Annotated in this window: 12 protein-coding genes and 1 riboswitch; of the genes, 4 read left to right on the top strand and 8 right to left on the bottom strand. The window is 67.4% G+C overall.

Features of this window, described 5'->3' with window-relative positions; all coding sequences use genetic code 11:
• Nucleotides 1-26 precede the first annotated feature (26 nt).
• From O0K41_RS12465 to O0K41_RS12455, 3 genes are all read left to right on the top strand, one after another.
• Nucleotides 27-395, top strand: coding sequence for a VOC family protein (locus O0K41_RS12465; RefSeq protein WP_049449296.1), 369 nt, complete (start codon nucleotides 27-29; stop codon nucleotides 393-395).
• A 123-nt stretch (nucleotides 396-518) separates the two neighbouring features.
• Nucleotides 519-1,493, top strand: a complete 975-nt coding sequence (locus O0K41_RS12460) for a Dyp-type peroxidase (protein ID WP_024957753.1) — start codon at nucleotides 519-521, stop codon at nucleotides 1,491-1,493.
• A 145-nt stretch (nucleotides 1,494-1,638) separates the two neighbouring features.
• A complete protein-coding gene (locus O0K41_RS12455; protein WP_123959357.1) occupies nucleotides 1,639-2,055 on the top strand; it encodes a hypothetical protein in 417 nt (138 codons plus the stop codon).
• Nucleotides 2,056-2,159: 104 nt separating this feature from the next.
• On the opposite strand, the gene pnuC is transcribed toward O0K41_RS12455, so the two are convergent.
• The 7 genes from pnuC to O0K41_RS12420 form a co-directional block, all read right to left on the bottom strand.
• Complete coding sequence (gene pnuC / locus O0K41_RS12450) at nucleotides 2,160-2,729, bottom strand: nicotinamide riboside transporter PnuC (protein WP_005407614.1); 570 nt, start codon at nucleotides 2,727-2,729, stop codon at nucleotides 2,160-2,162.
• 8 nt (nucleotides 2,730-2,737) lie between these two features.
• Entirely contained in the window at nucleotides 2,738-4,927 is a 2,190-nt protein-coding gene (locus O0K41_RS12445; protein WP_164221881.1) for a TonB-dependent siderophore receptor, read from the bottom strand.
• 70 nt (nucleotides 4,928-4,997) lie between these two features.
• Nucleotides 4,998-5,093: riboswitch (TPP riboswitch) on the bottom strand.
• A gap of 109 nt (nucleotides 5,094-5,202) precedes the next feature.
• Nucleotides 5,203-6,327 (bottom strand): phosphotransferase, encoded by a 1,125-nt coding sequence (locus O0K41_RS12440; protein WP_111150937.1) that lies wholly within the window; start codon nucleotides 6,325-6,327, stop codon nucleotides 5,203-5,205.
• Nucleotides 6,328-6,452: 125 nt separating this feature from the next.
• Nucleotides 6,453-6,860, bottom strand: a complete 408-nt coding sequence (locus O0K41_RS12435; RefSeq protein ID WP_014645533.1) for a glycine zipper 2TM domain-containing protein — start codon at nucleotides 6,858-6,860, stop codon at nucleotides 6,453-6,455.
• A 245-nt stretch (nucleotides 6,861-7,105) separates the two neighbouring features.
• Nucleotides 7,106-9,097 (bottom strand): peptidoglycan-binding protein, encoded by a 1,992-nt coding sequence (locus O0K41_RS12430; RefSeq protein ID WP_164221903.1) that lies wholly within the window; start codon nucleotides 9,095-9,097, stop codon nucleotides 7,106-7,108.
• 112 nt (nucleotides 9,098-9,209) lie between these two features.
• Nucleotides 9,210-9,980, bottom strand: coding sequence for a hypothetical protein (locus tag O0K41_RS12425; protein WP_049449306.1), 771 nt, complete (start codon nucleotides 9,978-9,980; stop codon nucleotides 9,210-9,212).
• Between the two features lie 378 nt (nucleotides 9,981-10,358).
• On the bottom strand, nucleotides 10,359-10,997 hold the full coding sequence (locus O0K41_RS12420; protein ID WP_005407620.1) for a response regulator transcription factor: 639 nt from the start codon (nucleotides 10,995-10,997) through the stop codon (nucleotides 10,359-10,361).
• 75 nt (nucleotides 10,998-11,072) lie between these two features.
• Here O0K41_RS12420 and O0K41_RS12415 point away from each other — a divergent pair, with 75 nt between their 5' ends.
• On the top strand, nucleotides 11,073-14,672 hold the full coding sequence (locus tag O0K41_RS12415; RefSeq protein ID WP_308304511.1) for a transporter substrate-binding domain-containing protein: 3,600 nt from the start codon (nucleotides 11,073-11,075) through the stop codon (nucleotides 14,670-14,672).
• Here O0K41_RS12415 and O0K41_RS12410 read toward each other — a convergent pair.
• Nucleotides 14,666-15,067 (bottom strand): c-type cytochrome, encoded by a 402-nt coding sequence (locus tag O0K41_RS12410; protein WP_005407622.1) that lies wholly within the window; start codon nucleotides 15,065-15,067, stop codon nucleotides 14,666-14,668. The two genes, O0K41_RS12415 and O0K41_RS12410, sit on opposite strands and share 7 nt — an antisense overlap.
• Between the last annotated feature and the right edge of the window lie 18 nt (nucleotides 15,068-15,085).

Below are 15,085 nucleotides of genomic sequence, written 5' to 3'. Positions count from 1 at the left end.
CTGGGCTCCCACCACGGAGCCACGCCATGAATCCTGCCGCGCCCCACGATGCCGAACGCCGCATCGACAACATCGAACTCAACGTCGCCGACATCGCCCGTAGCAAGCGCTTCTACGGCGAGGTGTTCGGCTGGCATTTCACGGACTACGGCACGGCCTACACCGAGTTCGACGACGGCCGTCTGAAAGGTGGCTTCGTGGCCGACGCGCCGGTGCGTGCCCACGGGGGGCCGCTGGTGATCCTCTACTGCGCGGACCTGGCCGATGCACAGCAACGCGTGATCGCCGCCGGTGGCGAGGTGGTGCAGGCGGTGTTCGCCTTCCCGGGTGGTCGCCGCTTCCACTTCCGCGATCTGGATGGCTACGAACTGGCGGTCTGGAGTGATGTGGATTGAGGCCTTCGTAGCTTCGCCGGTGGACGGAACGAGAACCGCTCCGTCCCCGGTCAGGCGGTTCCGCTATGATCGCCCGCACATCGCCACACGCGATGCGTCCGCCTCAAGCCAGCAGGAACCGCCGTGAACTCCCAGCCCGCACCGATCACCGCCGTCAACCACACGCTCGACAACGAGCCGCAGCAGATCACCGCGCCACTGACCCATTCGGCGGCGTTTCTGGTGCTGAAGGTGAAGGATGACGAGGCGTCGATCGCCAAGGCACGCGAGGTGCTGGCCAGCACCGACGACCTGATCAAGAACACCGCCATCCGCGAGATCGAACGCACCTTCACCTGCAACGTGGCCATCGGCCACCGCGTGTGGAAGCCGCTGGTGGGCACCACGCCGCCGCGCGAGTTGCAGCCGTTCCGCGAGATCAAGGGCGCGACCCATACCGCTGTGTCCACGCCGGGCGACCTGCTGTACCACATCCGTGCACGCACGATGGATCTGATCGTGGCGTTCGAGCGCAACCTGCTGATGGCCTTTGGCGATGCGGTGGAGACGGTCGATGACGTGGCCGGCTTCCGCTATTTCGATGGCCGCGACCTGCTCGATTTCGTTGACGGCACCGCCAACCCGGAAGGGCTGTCACTGCCGGAAGCCACCATCGTGGGCGAGGAAGACCCGGAGCATGCCGGCGGCAGTTACGTGGTGGTGCAGAAGTACCTGCACAACCTCGATGCCTGGCGCGCGCAGAAGACCGAAGCGCAGGAAGCGATCATCGGCCGCACCAAGCACGACAACATCGAGCTGGACGATGCGCCGGCCGATGCGCAGAAGTCGCACAAGACGCTGTGCACCATCGAGGATGCCGACGGCGAGCACGAGATCCTGCGCGACAACATGCCGTTCGCCAACCCGGGTCGCGGCGAGTACGGCACCTACTTCATCGGCTACACGCGCCGCCTGTGGGTGATCGAGAAGATGCTCGAGCGCATGTTCATCGGTAATCCCGCACCGCTGCATGACCGCATCCTTGATTTCTCCACCGCCACCACCGGCGTGACCTTCTTCGCGCCCTCGCGCAAGGTGCTGGCCGACCTGGGCGACTGATCGCGGCTCTCGTCCTTGCGCATGCTACTGGCCGCTCTGTTCCAGTAGATCCACGCCACGCATGGCGTGGCTCTACTGTGCCGCCATCTGCCTGTCATCTACCGCGCCGACCATCAGCCGTTGGATGAGAGCGCAGGGGCGGGCGATGGCGATGGCAAGGAACACAACTGGTGCACGCCGCTGGTGGCGGCCACTGGCCGCGTTGTTCGGCGCATTGGCACTGGGGAGTGCCGGGGTGTCCGCGCAGGAAGCTCCTGCACACTGGATGGCCTATGCCGCCGCCGTGGGGGGGCAGCTGCAGCAGCGCCTGCAGCAGGAGCAGGACCCGCAGGCGCAGCGCGTGCTGGAATGGCTGCAGGCACATCCGGACGCGCCGACGCCGTTGCCGGTGAGCCTGTGGATCGCGGCGGATGGCCGCATTTCGAAGCTGGAATTCGACAGCCTGGGTGATACCCAGGTCGACGCCGCCCTGCGCGCGACCCTGCAGAGTGCACCCCTGCAGGCCGCGCCACCGGCCGACATGCGCCAGCCGCTGCGGCTGGGTTTGGTGCTTACCCAGTAGATCCACGCCATGCGTGGATGTTCTGGGTAGATGCCGACCTTGGTCGGCACGCACGCCAACCAAGGTTGGCGACTACCGGTGGCCCAGCCACGCATGGCGTGGCTCTACCGGGTTGCCACCTGTGGCTCGCGAGCGGCGGCGCTCCATGCGCGCAGGCCGAACACGGCCAAGCCGAGGAAGAACACGTACAGCGCGGCGGTCACGTGCAGCGACTTGAACAGGTACGCACCCACATAGACCACGTCCACTGCGATCCACACCCACCAGCAGGCCACGTGGCGGCGGGCCTGCCACCATTGCCCGACCAGGCTCAGACCGGTCAGCAGCGCATCCAACCACGGCAGGGCAGCGTCGGTGAAGCTGTGCATGGCTGCACCCAGCGCCACGCCACCGCACAGGCCGATGGCCAGGTCGCGCAGCAGCGTGCCGCGTGCCAGCGGCACGATGCGGATGCTGCCCTCATCGGCGGCATGCTGTCGCCAGTTGAGCCAGCCATAGACCAGGAAACCACCGAAGGCGATCTGCAGCAGGGTGTCCGAGTACAGCTTGGCCTCGGCGAACACCAGGCCATACAGCGCCACCGACAGCAGGCCCACCGGCCACGCCGCCAGCCGGCGCCGGGCCATCAGCCAGACGCCGAGGATGCTGCACAGTGCGGCGGTCCACTCGAGCATCACGCCGCTCACAGCGCGAACGTCACCGACAGGCGGGCCTGTCGCGGTGCGCCGGGGAACAGGTAGTAGTCACCGCCGCTGCTGCCGGTATCGCGCCAGTAGAAGCGGTTGAACACGTTGTCCACCGACAGGTTCCAGGTCACTGCGCGCTCGCGCAGGCGATGCTGGAAACGCAGGCCAGCGTCGAACACTGAATAGTCGGGTGCGCGCACGCCACCGTCGGCGCGGGCCACGTTGGCACCGGCATAGCGCCAGCCGCCGGTCACGTCCAGGCCCTGCACGAACGGCAGCGCATAGGCCAGGTGCACGCTGGCGCGCACCTTCGGCACGTTCACCAGCTGATGGCCTTCATAGGCCGGCGTGCCGGTGTCGCGCGCGCGCGCCTGCAGCACGCTGGCGCTGGCCACGATCTGCAGCGCATCGGTCAGCTGGCCGTTGGCGGTCAGCTCCAGGCCGGTGTGGGTCTGCGTGCCTTCCTCGACGAAGGTGTAGCCGACGTCGCTGCTGTCCGGCTTGGCGTACTGGTACGGCTGCGAAATGCGGAACACGGCCGCGCCCAGGGTCAGCGCTTCGACCGGCACGTACTTCACGCCCACTTCCAGCTGCCGCGACTGCACGGACGGCAGGAAGGTGTCGGCGTTGCTGGTCCAGAACGGCGCTTCCTGGCCCAGCGAAATGCCGCGCACGTAGCTGGCATAGGCATTGAGCTGGTCGGTGGCCTTCCACACCACCGCGGTCTGCGGCAGGAAGCGCGACAAGCGGCTGTGCCGCTGCGGGGTGCCACGCTTGTCGTAGGCGCGCTCATCGAGGCGCACGAAGCGGCCACCGGCCAGCCACTGCCAGTCATCGCCGAAGCTCATCCGGTCCAGCGCGAAGAACGCGGTCTGGCGGCTGTCCAGGCGACGTGCGGACGGTCCCGGCATCTTCGGCGACGGCGCGAATACCGGCACCGGTGCTTCGTGGATGTTGCTGGTGCCGACGTACTCGTTGACGCTCGGGCGCTTGTCCACGGTGCGGCGGAAGTAGTCGGCACCGACGGTCAGCTCATGGCCGACGCTGCCGGTCTCGAAGCGGCCACGCAGCTCGGCACGGGCCTGCTGGTTGCGACGGGTGTCGTCCGGGCTGCGGTAGTCGTAGACGTCATAGTCGCCGTTGGGCGCGAAGTAGTTGCCCGGCACGCTGCCATCGGCGCACAGCACGGCGTAGTAGCAGCCGTAGGCGAAGGCGACGTTGTCATCGATCACCGAACGGCTGTGGCCGACCGAGATGCGCGACTGCCAGGCCTCGTTGAAGTCGTAGGTATGCAGCGCGGTGATGTTGGTGCTGGCGATATCCACCGGGCGCTGCCACGGCTGGTAACCCAGCAGGTGTTCGCGGTCGACGCCACGCGGCAGGTCGCGTGCGCCCAGCAGTTGGTAGCCGGACACCGAACGCTGCGAGCTGGTCTGGTAATTGGCATCCACTTCCAGCTTGCCGCGCTCGCCAATCAGCCAGTCGGCGGCCAGCGAGTAGAAGTTGCGGCGACCGTCGGCGTGCTCGACATAGGAGTTGCTGGAATCCCATGCGGCATTCAGGCGCAGGCCGAAACGCGGGGTGATCCAGTGGCCGACATCGACGGCGACGTAGCGCGAGCCTTCCGAATCGGTACCGAGCGTGGCGGTGCGCACTTCGGCCGGGCGCTTGCCGATGTAGTTGATGATGCCGCCCGGCGCCATCACGCCTGCGGCCAGGCCGGCTTCACCCTTGAGGATCTCCACCGACTGCACGTTCTCCAGCGCCAGGCGCTGTTCGCCGGCGATGGACAGGCCGTTGAAGCGGTAGCCGGTGGCGGCGTCCAGGGCGAAGCCACGGATGGCGATGTTCTGGTAGTAACCCACCGGCGCATACGCATCACCCAGCGAGGCATCGTTGCTGGCCAGCTCGGACAGCGAACGCACCTGGCGACGGTCCAGGTAATCGCGCTCAAGCACGTTCACCGAGGCCGGCGTGTCCTTCCAGCTGCCGCCACCGAACGCGTTCACGCGTGAGGTATCGGCCTTCGGTTTGCCGGCCTGCACGCGTACCGCCGCCAGTTCGGTGGGCGAGCGCTCGGCGCCGGTGGCAGCCGCATCAGGGGACGCATCGGCCTCGCTGGCGTGCAGTGGCAGCGCAGCGCAGAGGGCGAGGGAGAGCAGGGTGGGGCGCAGGCAGCGGTTCATTCGGTTCGTCTTCGGACAACAAGGGAGACGAAGCGACGGCGCGCAGGTGCACCGGCCCATGATGGGGGTGTGGCTGCGGCTCAAAGCTCCCTACGCCGGTGCAAACCGGATCAGGTTCCAAGGGACTCTCTCAGCCTGGCAGATCCAGGCACCCCCGCTTCAGGTGACCATTTCACTACAAATGGTACGGATTTGCGAGCCGGCGTCCTTCAGGCTGCGGGGTCAGATCCCTTTCCGCAGGAAAGGGACCTGATCCCAATGGTGCGCCAACCGGGTCACGCCGCCGCGTGCAGCGCCTGCAGCAGTGCCTGTCCCGGCGCGCTGTGGAACCACGCCGGATGCCCCAGCATGAAGGGCTGCCACGCGACGTCGGCATTGGCGGTCGAGCCGGTGACGCCTTCGAAGTACTCCACTTCGGACAGTGCGAAGTCGAAATGAACCATCGGCAGCAGGTCGGCCAGCAGGTGCACGCGTGCCGCCGACAGCGGCAGCACCTGGCGGTAGCCGTCGAGCAGGGCCAGCGCGATATCGATGCGCACCGCCTCCATGCCGCGCTCCAGTTCCAGCCACGCCACCGCGTTGCGCTCGATCGCCGTGGCGAGGTCGAACAGCGCACTGGTGGGCGAGGCCAGGCCGAAATCCAGCACGGTACTGATCTGCCCATCGCGCCACAGCAGGTTGGAAACGTGCCAGTCGTTGTGCGCCCACAATCGTGGCTCATCGCGCAGGCGCTCGGCCAGGCCGGCATGCCACGGCAGCACGTCGCGCTGCAGCTGCGCTTCCCATGGAATGCGCGCGAGATAGCGGGCCAGCCCGGGACGCTCGTGCAGCCCTGCCTTGATGGCCGCGATCGGATCGTCGGCACGGATCAGATCGTCGCGCGCGACCAGCACATGGGTGCTGCGTTGGGGCGCGTGGTAGCTGGCGGCGGCCCGGTGCAGCTGCGCGAGTGTGCGCCCGGCTTCGCGGGCCTGCGCGACATCGGTCAGCAGCGACCACGACACGGCGTCGCGGTACAGGTCCTCGCCGACGCCGATCGCATGCAGCTCGAACGTCCATTCGCCATGTTCGGCCGCAGTGTGGCCATCGGCCGCTGGCAGCACCTGCACCACCGGTACGCCCGCTGCGGCGAGATGGGCGATGAAGTGGTGCTCTTCTTCCAGGCAGGCCGCACTGCGCACGCTGTGGTGATGGCGCTTGACGAACACCGCGCCGTTCGCGCCGTTGACGATGGCGGCAGCCGACAGCGGCCGCGGGCTGTGCCAGCGCGGTTCGCTGCCGATGTGCAGCTGCGGGTAGCGCTGGCGCAGCCACGCGATGTCCGCCGCGCTGATCGGTGGCCAGTCGGCAGCGACCTCGTCGTTGTTGAGGCCCTGCACGCGGTGGGAGGAAGAAGTCATGCCGCAGCCCCAGTGGGGAAAGTCACATCCAAGGCTGCGCATTCAACGCCATGCACGCGGCCAACGCAAACGGGCGGGTCATCGACCCGCCCGTCCGTGCATCGGCATGGAAGATGCCGCGCTGCTTACCAGCCGCGATGGCGACCGCGGTCGTGGTAGTAGCGGTTGTCGTAGTAGCGCTCGCGTTGCCAGCGACGGTCATCACCGCGGTCGTAGTAGCCGCTGCGGTAGTAGCCACGGTCGTAACGGCGATCGTAGCGGTCGTCGTAACGGCGATTGTCGTAGTAACGGCGGTCGCGGCGGTCGGAGGTGGTCAGGTTGCCGATCGCGCCGCCGGCCACGGCGCCGCCGACGGTGGCAGCGGGATCGCCGTTGGAGAGCAGGTTGCCGGCCACGCCACCGACCACGGCGCCGACCAGGGTGCGCTTGTCCTTCCTCGACATCGCGCTGGCATCGCTGACCACGGCGACACCGGCCACCAGTGCCAAGGCCATCGCCAGACCACGGAAGCTGAGTGTGGAAGTACTGAGCATGTTCGTTCTCCTGTGAGGTGCATGCCACGCTGGGCAGGGAGGGCGCGGGCGCCCCGGCTGCCGTGGAGACCACGCTGACGTTCCAACATTGCCGGAACATTGCCTGGTCCACCGTGCGGCTTGCGCATTCATCTAGCGGCAGGCGGCATGAAGCAAGGCTGAAAGCGGCCTCGGCCGCTCAGCTGGCAGAAAGGGAAAAGGCCACGCGGACGTGGCCCTCCCTTCTCTGCCAAGGCGTTGCGGGCTCAGACGCCCATCGCCTTCTGTGCCTGCCGGGCCTGCTCCTGCTGGGCGTCCTGCTGCTGGTGCAGCACGTTAGGCGCGCCCTGCACGGCACCGCTGCTGAGCGCGATGCTCTGCTCGCTGGCGGCTCGGGTCTCCACCGCCACGCGGCTGGCCGCCGGGTCACCGATCGTGCCCTGCACGGCAAACAGGCGTTCACCGTTCGGGCTGGGCACCACCGAGTCGATGCGCTGCAGGCCGGCGGCATGCGCCTCCTTGGTCAGGGCCGCGGCGGCGCTTTCCAGCGCGTGGCGATCCTTGAAGGTGCCGGCCGGCAACAGTTCCAGACCCTTGCTGGCCTGGATGAAGAGCGGATTGCGCGGGTGCCGTTCGTCGTTCAGCAGCGGGCGCTCGCGGGCTTCCTTGATGGCCTCCAGCGTCTTCGCCCCGACAATGCCGTCGACCACCAGGCCGTTGTCCTTCTGCAACTGGCGCACCGCCGCGTCGGTGTTGCGGCCGAAGCGGCCATCCTCGACCAGCGGTTTGCCGTCGGCACCGACATAGCCGAGGTGGCCCAGCTGCTCCTGCACCTTGCGCACGCCTTCGCTGTGCGCGCCCTGCTTGTACAGTTCGGCGTGCGGGGTGGCAGCGGCCTTGTGCTCGGCGGCAGGCTTGCCCTGGGCCTGCTCGTGCGACGGGGTGCGGTTTTCCAGCAGGTCGCGCGCCTTGGACAGCGGATCGGAGGCGTACAGCTTCCAGTTCGGGTGCTCCTTCACCTGCTTGAGGTAGTCCTCCACCGGCATGGTGTGCACGCCCTTGCTGCCGGTGGACTGGCTGATCAGCAGCTTGTCGGTGGTGGGGTCGCGCACCACCATCACGATGTGGTCGATGCCGTTCCAGTGCTCATGGCGGGTCCTGGCCGTATCCAGGCCGATGATCATGCCTTCCTTCAGCGCACCGGGCTTGAGGATCGCGTCGCGGTCAAGCAGCACGCCGGACTGGTCGAATGCCTTGCGCACGATGCCGCCGGAACCCAGGTTGCCCAGGTCGATACGATCGGCCTTGCTGAAGACCGCATGCCCGGCCTTCTGGTTGATCTCGTCCATGGTGCGGTTCTGCAGCGTGCCGACCCAGCCGGAACAGTCGATGTAACCCTGCTCCACGTTCTTGCCGGTCTTGCCCGGTACGTACAGCGCGTGACCCGGAATGTTGATGGCGTACTTCACGTGGTCGTACTTCACGCCGGCCTCGTAGGCGGCGTGCAGTTCGATGCCCGGCTTCGGCGCGGTAGCCGCCGCTGTGGTTGCCGCCAGCGTGGCTGCACCCGCCGCCACGGCTGCGCTGGCCTGTGCAGGCGCTGCCGGGGCCTGGCTTTGGCCCGGCGCCACTGTCTGCGGGGCGATGTTCTTTTCCGGAATGCTGATCGCCGCGTACTTGTGGATGTAGTAGCTGGAGAACGCCCGCGCCAGTTCGCCATCGTTCATGCCGCGCATCTCGGCCAGGGTGTGGCCGGTCAGCGCCTTCGCGTCGGAACCGATCTGGTTCAGCACGTTGCGGCGCATGTTGATCTCTTCGCCGTGGCCGTTGCGGACCACGCCGAAGGTGCCGGTGGCAATCGCGGTCTGCACCGAGCCATAGCCGGCGCTGCCCTGCTGGTGGGCCAGGTACAGGTCCAGGCCGGTCGGCGTACTGCCTCCGGACAGGTACGGGTGGCCGGTGCGCTCGTTGCGGCGTGCCATCGAGTCCAGGTTGTCCTGGTACATCTTTGCGGCCGCTTCGGTGTTGCGGGTCGGGTCGAACTCGTGGCCGGTCAGGTGGTACTGGCGCGCGGAGCCGGGCACGAACTGGAACAGGCCCTTGGCGCCGGACGAGGTGTTGTGGGCGCGCTCGTTGAAGGTGCCGCCGGTCTCGATGTGCGCGAAGCGCATGAAGTCATCGACCGGAAGGCCTTTCTGCCGGGCGACCTGCTCGACGATGTCCAGGACTTCCTTTCTGCTGTAGTCATGCTGTGCCATGACGTTTTCCTCGGGGTTGATGGAGCGGCGCATGCCGCGAATCGCCAACCGGACTCATCCGTGAGTCAAGAACATGTCGGTCAACAGGAAACCCGCGCGTGGGCGGGTGCTATCAGGGCGCGATGTACTGCTGGGTCGCGCTGTCGAAGGTGTAGTGCACGGCGTCGCCGGCGCCCAGTGCACGGGTCTTGCCGGGGCCTTCGATGGTGGTGCCCTTGAAGGTCACGGTCAGTCGCGGCAGGCCGTTGCCGTCGGCAGCGAAGGCCAGTTCGCCATCGCTGTCGGTGCAGGGCATCACGTTGCCTTCGTCGCAGGCGGCGCTGTTGTCCTCGCCCGTACGCACCGAGCCGACATAGCGCCAGACCTTGCTGTCCACGTCGTCTTCGCTGCGCTTGGGGTTGAACAGCAGCAGTGCATAGCCGGTGCTGCTGATGCCGCGGTCGAAGCTGCTGGTCGGCACCGCCAGCAGCAGGCGACCGTCGGCGGTGCGATGTTCAAGCGGCTTGCGCCGGGTATCGACATCGTCGGCCTTGTCGTACGCGCCCAGCGCGCCGATGGTCCATTCCTGACCACGGAACTTCCATGGCTTCTTCGCGTCGGCGCCGGCCAGCACGAAAGTGGCCTCGGCGAGGTTGGCGCGATCATCCGGGCCGGCCGGCGTCTGCTCGCCCGGCTTGCCGTAGTGCTCGCGGGTATCCCAGGAGAAACCCGTGTAATACGTGGTGCCATCGAGGGTGAAGGTGTGGCCGAACCAGAAGGTCGCCACGCTGCCGTTCTGGACCTCGTAGGAGGTCGCGCCATCACCGTCCACCTGGTAGGTGAAATACATCACGGTCGGCGCGTCGGGCGGGGTGACGGCGGTGTCGGGAGAGGTGTTCTGCATCGGGGCAACATCCTGTCGGGGCGCATCGGCAGCCTGCACGGGGGCGCCAGGCTGGGAGGACGAGGGGGCCGGATCGGCGGCGCTGCAGGCCGCAGCGGAAAGAGAGACGAGCAGGCACGCCGCGAATGCGCGCAGGGGCCGCAACGGCAGGGTCCAACATGGCTCGGGGGGGTGATGCATGCGCCTCTCCATGGTCAGCGTTGCCGGGCCAGACGGCCGGCAGGAAACCGCACCCCATCCACCTGGGACGGGAGCGAGGACATGAGCCGGTCGATTCCTTCGACCTCGCATTGAAAACCCATGCCGGGTCATCTTGGCACAGAACGGCGGCCGGTCAAAGAGGGCGGTGACAGATGCCCTTACAGTGTGATCTGGTTCTCAGATCTTGCCGTCGCGCAGGTAGTCGAACAATTCGGCGTCGCCCTTCAGGCCCAGTTTGAGCATGGCGTCGCCTTTCTGCCGGCTGATGGTGCTGACGCTCTTGTGCAGCTGCAGCGAGATCTCCTTCACCGTCATGCCGGTGCCGAGCAGCCGCAGCACTTCCACCTCGCGTGGCGACAACGGCTTGCCGTCGCCCTCGCGCATGCGCCAGCTGCCCGCAGCCTCGACCCGCTCACGCAGGCTCCGGCTGATGTAGGGCTGGCCCCGATAGACCGCCTGGATGGCCTGCGGCAGTTCGTCCATCGACGAGCTCTTGTCGACCAGGCCGAGCACGCCGCTGTCGAGCACCATGCGCAGGATCGCCAGGTTGTTGGAGACGCTGAGCATCAGCACCGGCAGGTCGGGGAAGCGGCGGCGGATCATGCCGATCATGGCGAAGCCGTCGGCCTGTGGGCTGCCCGGCATGGAATAGTCGGTCACCAGCAGGTCGCAGGGTTGGCTGCCGAGCAGGGCCATCAGCGCCTGCGCGCTGTCAGCCTCGCCGACCACGCGGCCGACCCCGCTCGATTCGATGACGGCGCGGGTACCGATACGGACCACAGGGTGGTCGTCTGCGATGATGATGCGCAAGCTCATTGCTCTAGTATGGCCACCGGGCAAGCCGGGCCGCGACCATCGCGGCCCTGTCAGGATTCTAGGAGATCGACGCCGATGCGTAGCTGGGCTGTTCGCAGGCTGGTCCTGCTGCTGGCCGTGCTGGTGCTGCCCGTGGCGCTGGCACAGGCAGTGCCCGGGCTGTTGCCGCTCAGTCCCCTGCAGCGCGAGTACCTCGCCGCCCATCCAAGCATCGTCGTGGGCCAGTATGACAGCGGCTGGCCGCCGTTCGAGTCCCTCCGTGATGGCCAGCAGGTTGGCCTGGGGCCGGATTATCTGTCGCTTCTCGCCCGTCAGCTGGGTGTGAAGGTCGAGGCGAGGCGTTATTCCGACTGGACATCCGTGCTGGATGCGGCCTGTCGTGGCGAGATCGACGTGGTAATGAATGTCGGTCTCAGTGCCGACCGCACCCAGTGCATGGTCTATACCGCTGCCTATGGCGAGGCGCCGTTGGCGCTGGTGGGGAGGCCGGGCGATCTGCGTGCTTCGAACATGCCCGACCTGGACGGATTGCGGGTGGTCATCGAGCAGGATTTCCTGACCGGACCGCAGGTGCGGGCACGTTTCCCGCGTGCGGTGCAGCTTGTCGCAAACAGCTCGTTGGCTGCGCTGCAGATGGTCAGAGACGACAAAGCTGATGTCTACATAGGCAATGCCTACGTTGCCACCGAACTGATCGCACGCCAGCACCTGCAGGGTGTCGTCCTGCTGCGTCCGAGCGACCTGCCTCCCGAACGGATGCACTTCGGCGTTCCCAACAGCAAGCAACCGCTGGCCGAAGCGCTGGACCTGGCGCTGGCCGCGACCAGCCAGGCCCAGCGCGATGCACTGGCACAACGCTGGCTGCCCCTGCCGCAGTGGTCGGCATCGGCGCAGCTGGCGCTCAGCCAGGCCGAGAAGCGGGTTCTGCAGCAGCCGTTGAAGATCGGCTTCGCGCCAAACGCCGCCCCATTGTCGTTCGCCGACGAGGATGGCAGGCCCAGCGGCCTGGCCAGCGAGTACCTGGCCAGGCTGATGCAGGCCGGTGCCAACCTGCAGGCGCAGAACAGCCATGACTGGTACGAGGTGCGCGAGAAGGCGCGCCGCGGCGAGCTGCAGGCGGTGATGGGCATTCCGGTCGATTCGCACTATCTGGGCCCGGACTGGGTGTACAGCCAACCCTTCATCAGCGTGCCGAACGTGATCGTCAGCCGCCACGACAGCCCGGCGCTGCTGGGCCTGTCCGACCTCCAGGACAAGCGCGTACTGCTGTCGGATCCGGAGCGCGTACGCGGTTACGTGCTGCAGCAGGCGCCGCAGGCCAGGATCGTCGCCGCGCGCAGCGCCGAACAGGCCATGCAACGCCTGATCGATGGTGAGGCCGACGCCTACGTGGGCAATCTGGCCCTGGTCGACCACCTGCTGCGCACGCGTTTCCCGGGGCGCCTGCAGGTTGCCGCGCCCGCGGGCTTCAACGACCAGCTGGCACTGGCCGTGGAGCGCCGGCATGCGGCGCTCGCCACGACCTTCGATCGCTTGCTGCTGCAGATGACGCCACGCGAGCGCGAAGCGCTGCGCGGCGACTGGCTGGCGGTGGAGTACCACAACGGCATCGACTGGCGAAGCACGCTGCGCTGGGGTGTACCGCTGCTGCTGGTGCTGCTGACCGCGCTGCTGGTGCATGGCATCGGCTACTGGCGCCTGCGCCGCGAGGTGGCCGGGCGCCGCCAGCTGGAACAGCGCCTGGCCGAAGTGACCGACAACCTGCCTGCCGTGGTCTACCAGGCCCGTCGCGAGGTTGATGGCACGCTCCGCTTCCCGTTCATTGCCGGTGACCTCCAGGCGCTGTTCGGGATCACCCGGCAGCAGGCTGAGCAGGACGCCACAATGTTGCTGGAACGCGTCGAAGAGGACGATCGCGCGCGCATCCTGCAGGCGGTCGAACAGGCCGCGCACCAGTTCGCACCGCTCATGCTGGAATTCCGCCTGCGGGGCAATGGAGCAGGCCCGCGTTGGGTGCGCACCCAGGCGCAACCCTATGCCGCCGAAGCCGGTGTGGTGACCTGGAGTGGCTACTGGGTGGATGCCAGCGAGGCTCGTGCACAAGCGGATGCCCTGACCGCAGCCAAGGCCGAGGCCGAGCAGGCGGCCGAAGCGAAATCCCGCTTCCTGGCCACCATGAGCCATGAGATCCGCACGCCGATGAGTGGCGTGCTGGGGATGCTGGAAGTGCTGGCGCACTTACCGCTGGATGCAGAGCAGAAACGCATCCTTGGCGTGATCGAGGATTCGGCGCAGATGCTCCGGCAGATCCTTGACGACATCCTTGACTACTCGCGGCTGGAGGCCAACGCATTGCGGCTGGAGCCGGTACCGCAGCCGCTGCGGCCGTTGCTGGAAAGCGTGTGCCGGTTGTTGTCGGCGCAGGCCAGTGCACGTGGGCTGGACCTGCACGTGCAGATTGATCCGCAGCTGGCAGCCGCGCACGAAGTGGATGGCGTGCGCCTGCGCCAGATCGTGTTCAACCTGCTCAGCAACGCCATCAAGTTCACCGTGCGCGGCGAAGTGCGGCTGCAGCTGGAAGTGCTGGGGCCGACCGCCGAAGACGGCAGCCAGCCGCTGTGCCTGAGCGTCACCGATACCGGCATCGGCATCGCACCGGAACAGTTGCAGCACCTGTTTGCGCCGTTCACCCAGGCCGGTGCGTACATCCAGCGCGACCATGGTGGAACCGGCCTGGGCCTGAGCATCTGCCAGCGCCTGGTGCAGATGATGGACGGCGAGCTGGAACTGCACAGCACGCTGGGCGAGGGCACCCGCGCCGAGGTGCGGCTGTCGCTGGTGGAAGCCGGCAGCAGTGATGTTGAAGCGCTGGTCGCCGAGCAGGAACAGGCGGCGCTGCTGCCGCCCGCACTGCGCCAGGCACGCGTGCTGGTGATCGAAGATCATCCGACCAACCAGGCGATGATGGCCTGGCGGCTGCAGCAGCTGGGTGTGCCGCATGTGCTGGTCGGCGATGGCCAGCAGGGGCTGGATCGCCTGGCATCGGAGCACTTTGATCTGGTCATTACCGATTGCCGGATGCCGGTACTGGATGGTTTCGCCTTCACCCGCCTGCTGCGCGAACGCGAAGGCCGCAACGGCCAGCCGCGGCTGACCGTACTGGCGCTGACCGCCAGCGTGCTGGACGACGATGCACGTCGTTGCCGTGAAGCCGGGATGGATGAGGTGCTGGCCAAGCCATTGTCATTGGCGACACTGCGCGCGGCACTGCTGCGCTGGTTGCCGCAGGCGCAGGGGCAACGGTTCGAGGAGCCGCTGGCCGAGTCCGCTGCCGTCGATGACAGGACGCTGCCCGATCTGGACAGCCTGCAGCGGCGCTTCGGCTCACGTGCGGTGGCCGAGCAGTTGCGCGACAGCCTGCTGCAGGCCAGTGCAGGTGACCTGGCCGCTGTGCAGCGCGCGCTGGAGGCCGGCGACCGTGAGGCTGCCGCGCTGCACCTGCATCGCCAGGCCGGTGGCTTGGGCGCGGTGGGAGCGACGGTGCTGGCCGCGCAGGCCAATGCACTGGTCGAGCGCCTGCAGGATGCGGCCGAGACCGATCCGGTGCCGTTGTTCACCGCGGTGGCGGCATTCGTGGCGCGGCTGCAACAGCAGTTGCAGCGCCTGGCTCACTGAGCCGACTGCTGCTGCAGGTAGGCGATCACCAGCGCACGTCGTTCGGCGCTGGGGAAGGCGTTGTACATGCGTGTGCCCGGTACAACATGGGTGGGTGACTGCAGGAACGCATCCAGGGTCTGCGCGGACCAGGTGATGTCGGCGCGGCGCATGCCGTCGGAATAGCCGTAGTCGGGCAGGCTGCCGGCGCGACGGCCGATCACGCCGTGCAGGTTCGGGCCGAAGCGGTGGATGCCGCCAGGCTGCACGGTGTGGCAGCCGGCACACAACTCGAACGCGCGTTGCATGGCCTGCTGCTGCGCCTGTTCCGGCGTGGCGGGCGCTGCAGGCGGGCGCTGGCAGGCCGTGGCGGCCAGGGCCACGGCAACAGCGATGAGCAGGAATGATGCACGCATGGGCGGGCAGGATAGCGG

This window comes from Stenotrophomonas sp. Sm2128, from assembly GCF_030985535.1.
In the GTDB taxonomy this organism is placed as follows: Bacteria; Pseudomonadota; Gammaproteobacteria; order Xanthomonadales; family Xanthomonadaceae; genus Stenotrophomonas; species Stenotrophomonas maltophilia.
The sequence above is the reverse complement of the archived record's forward strand: the minus strand, read 5'-3'. Positions and strand labels throughout refer to the sequence as shown.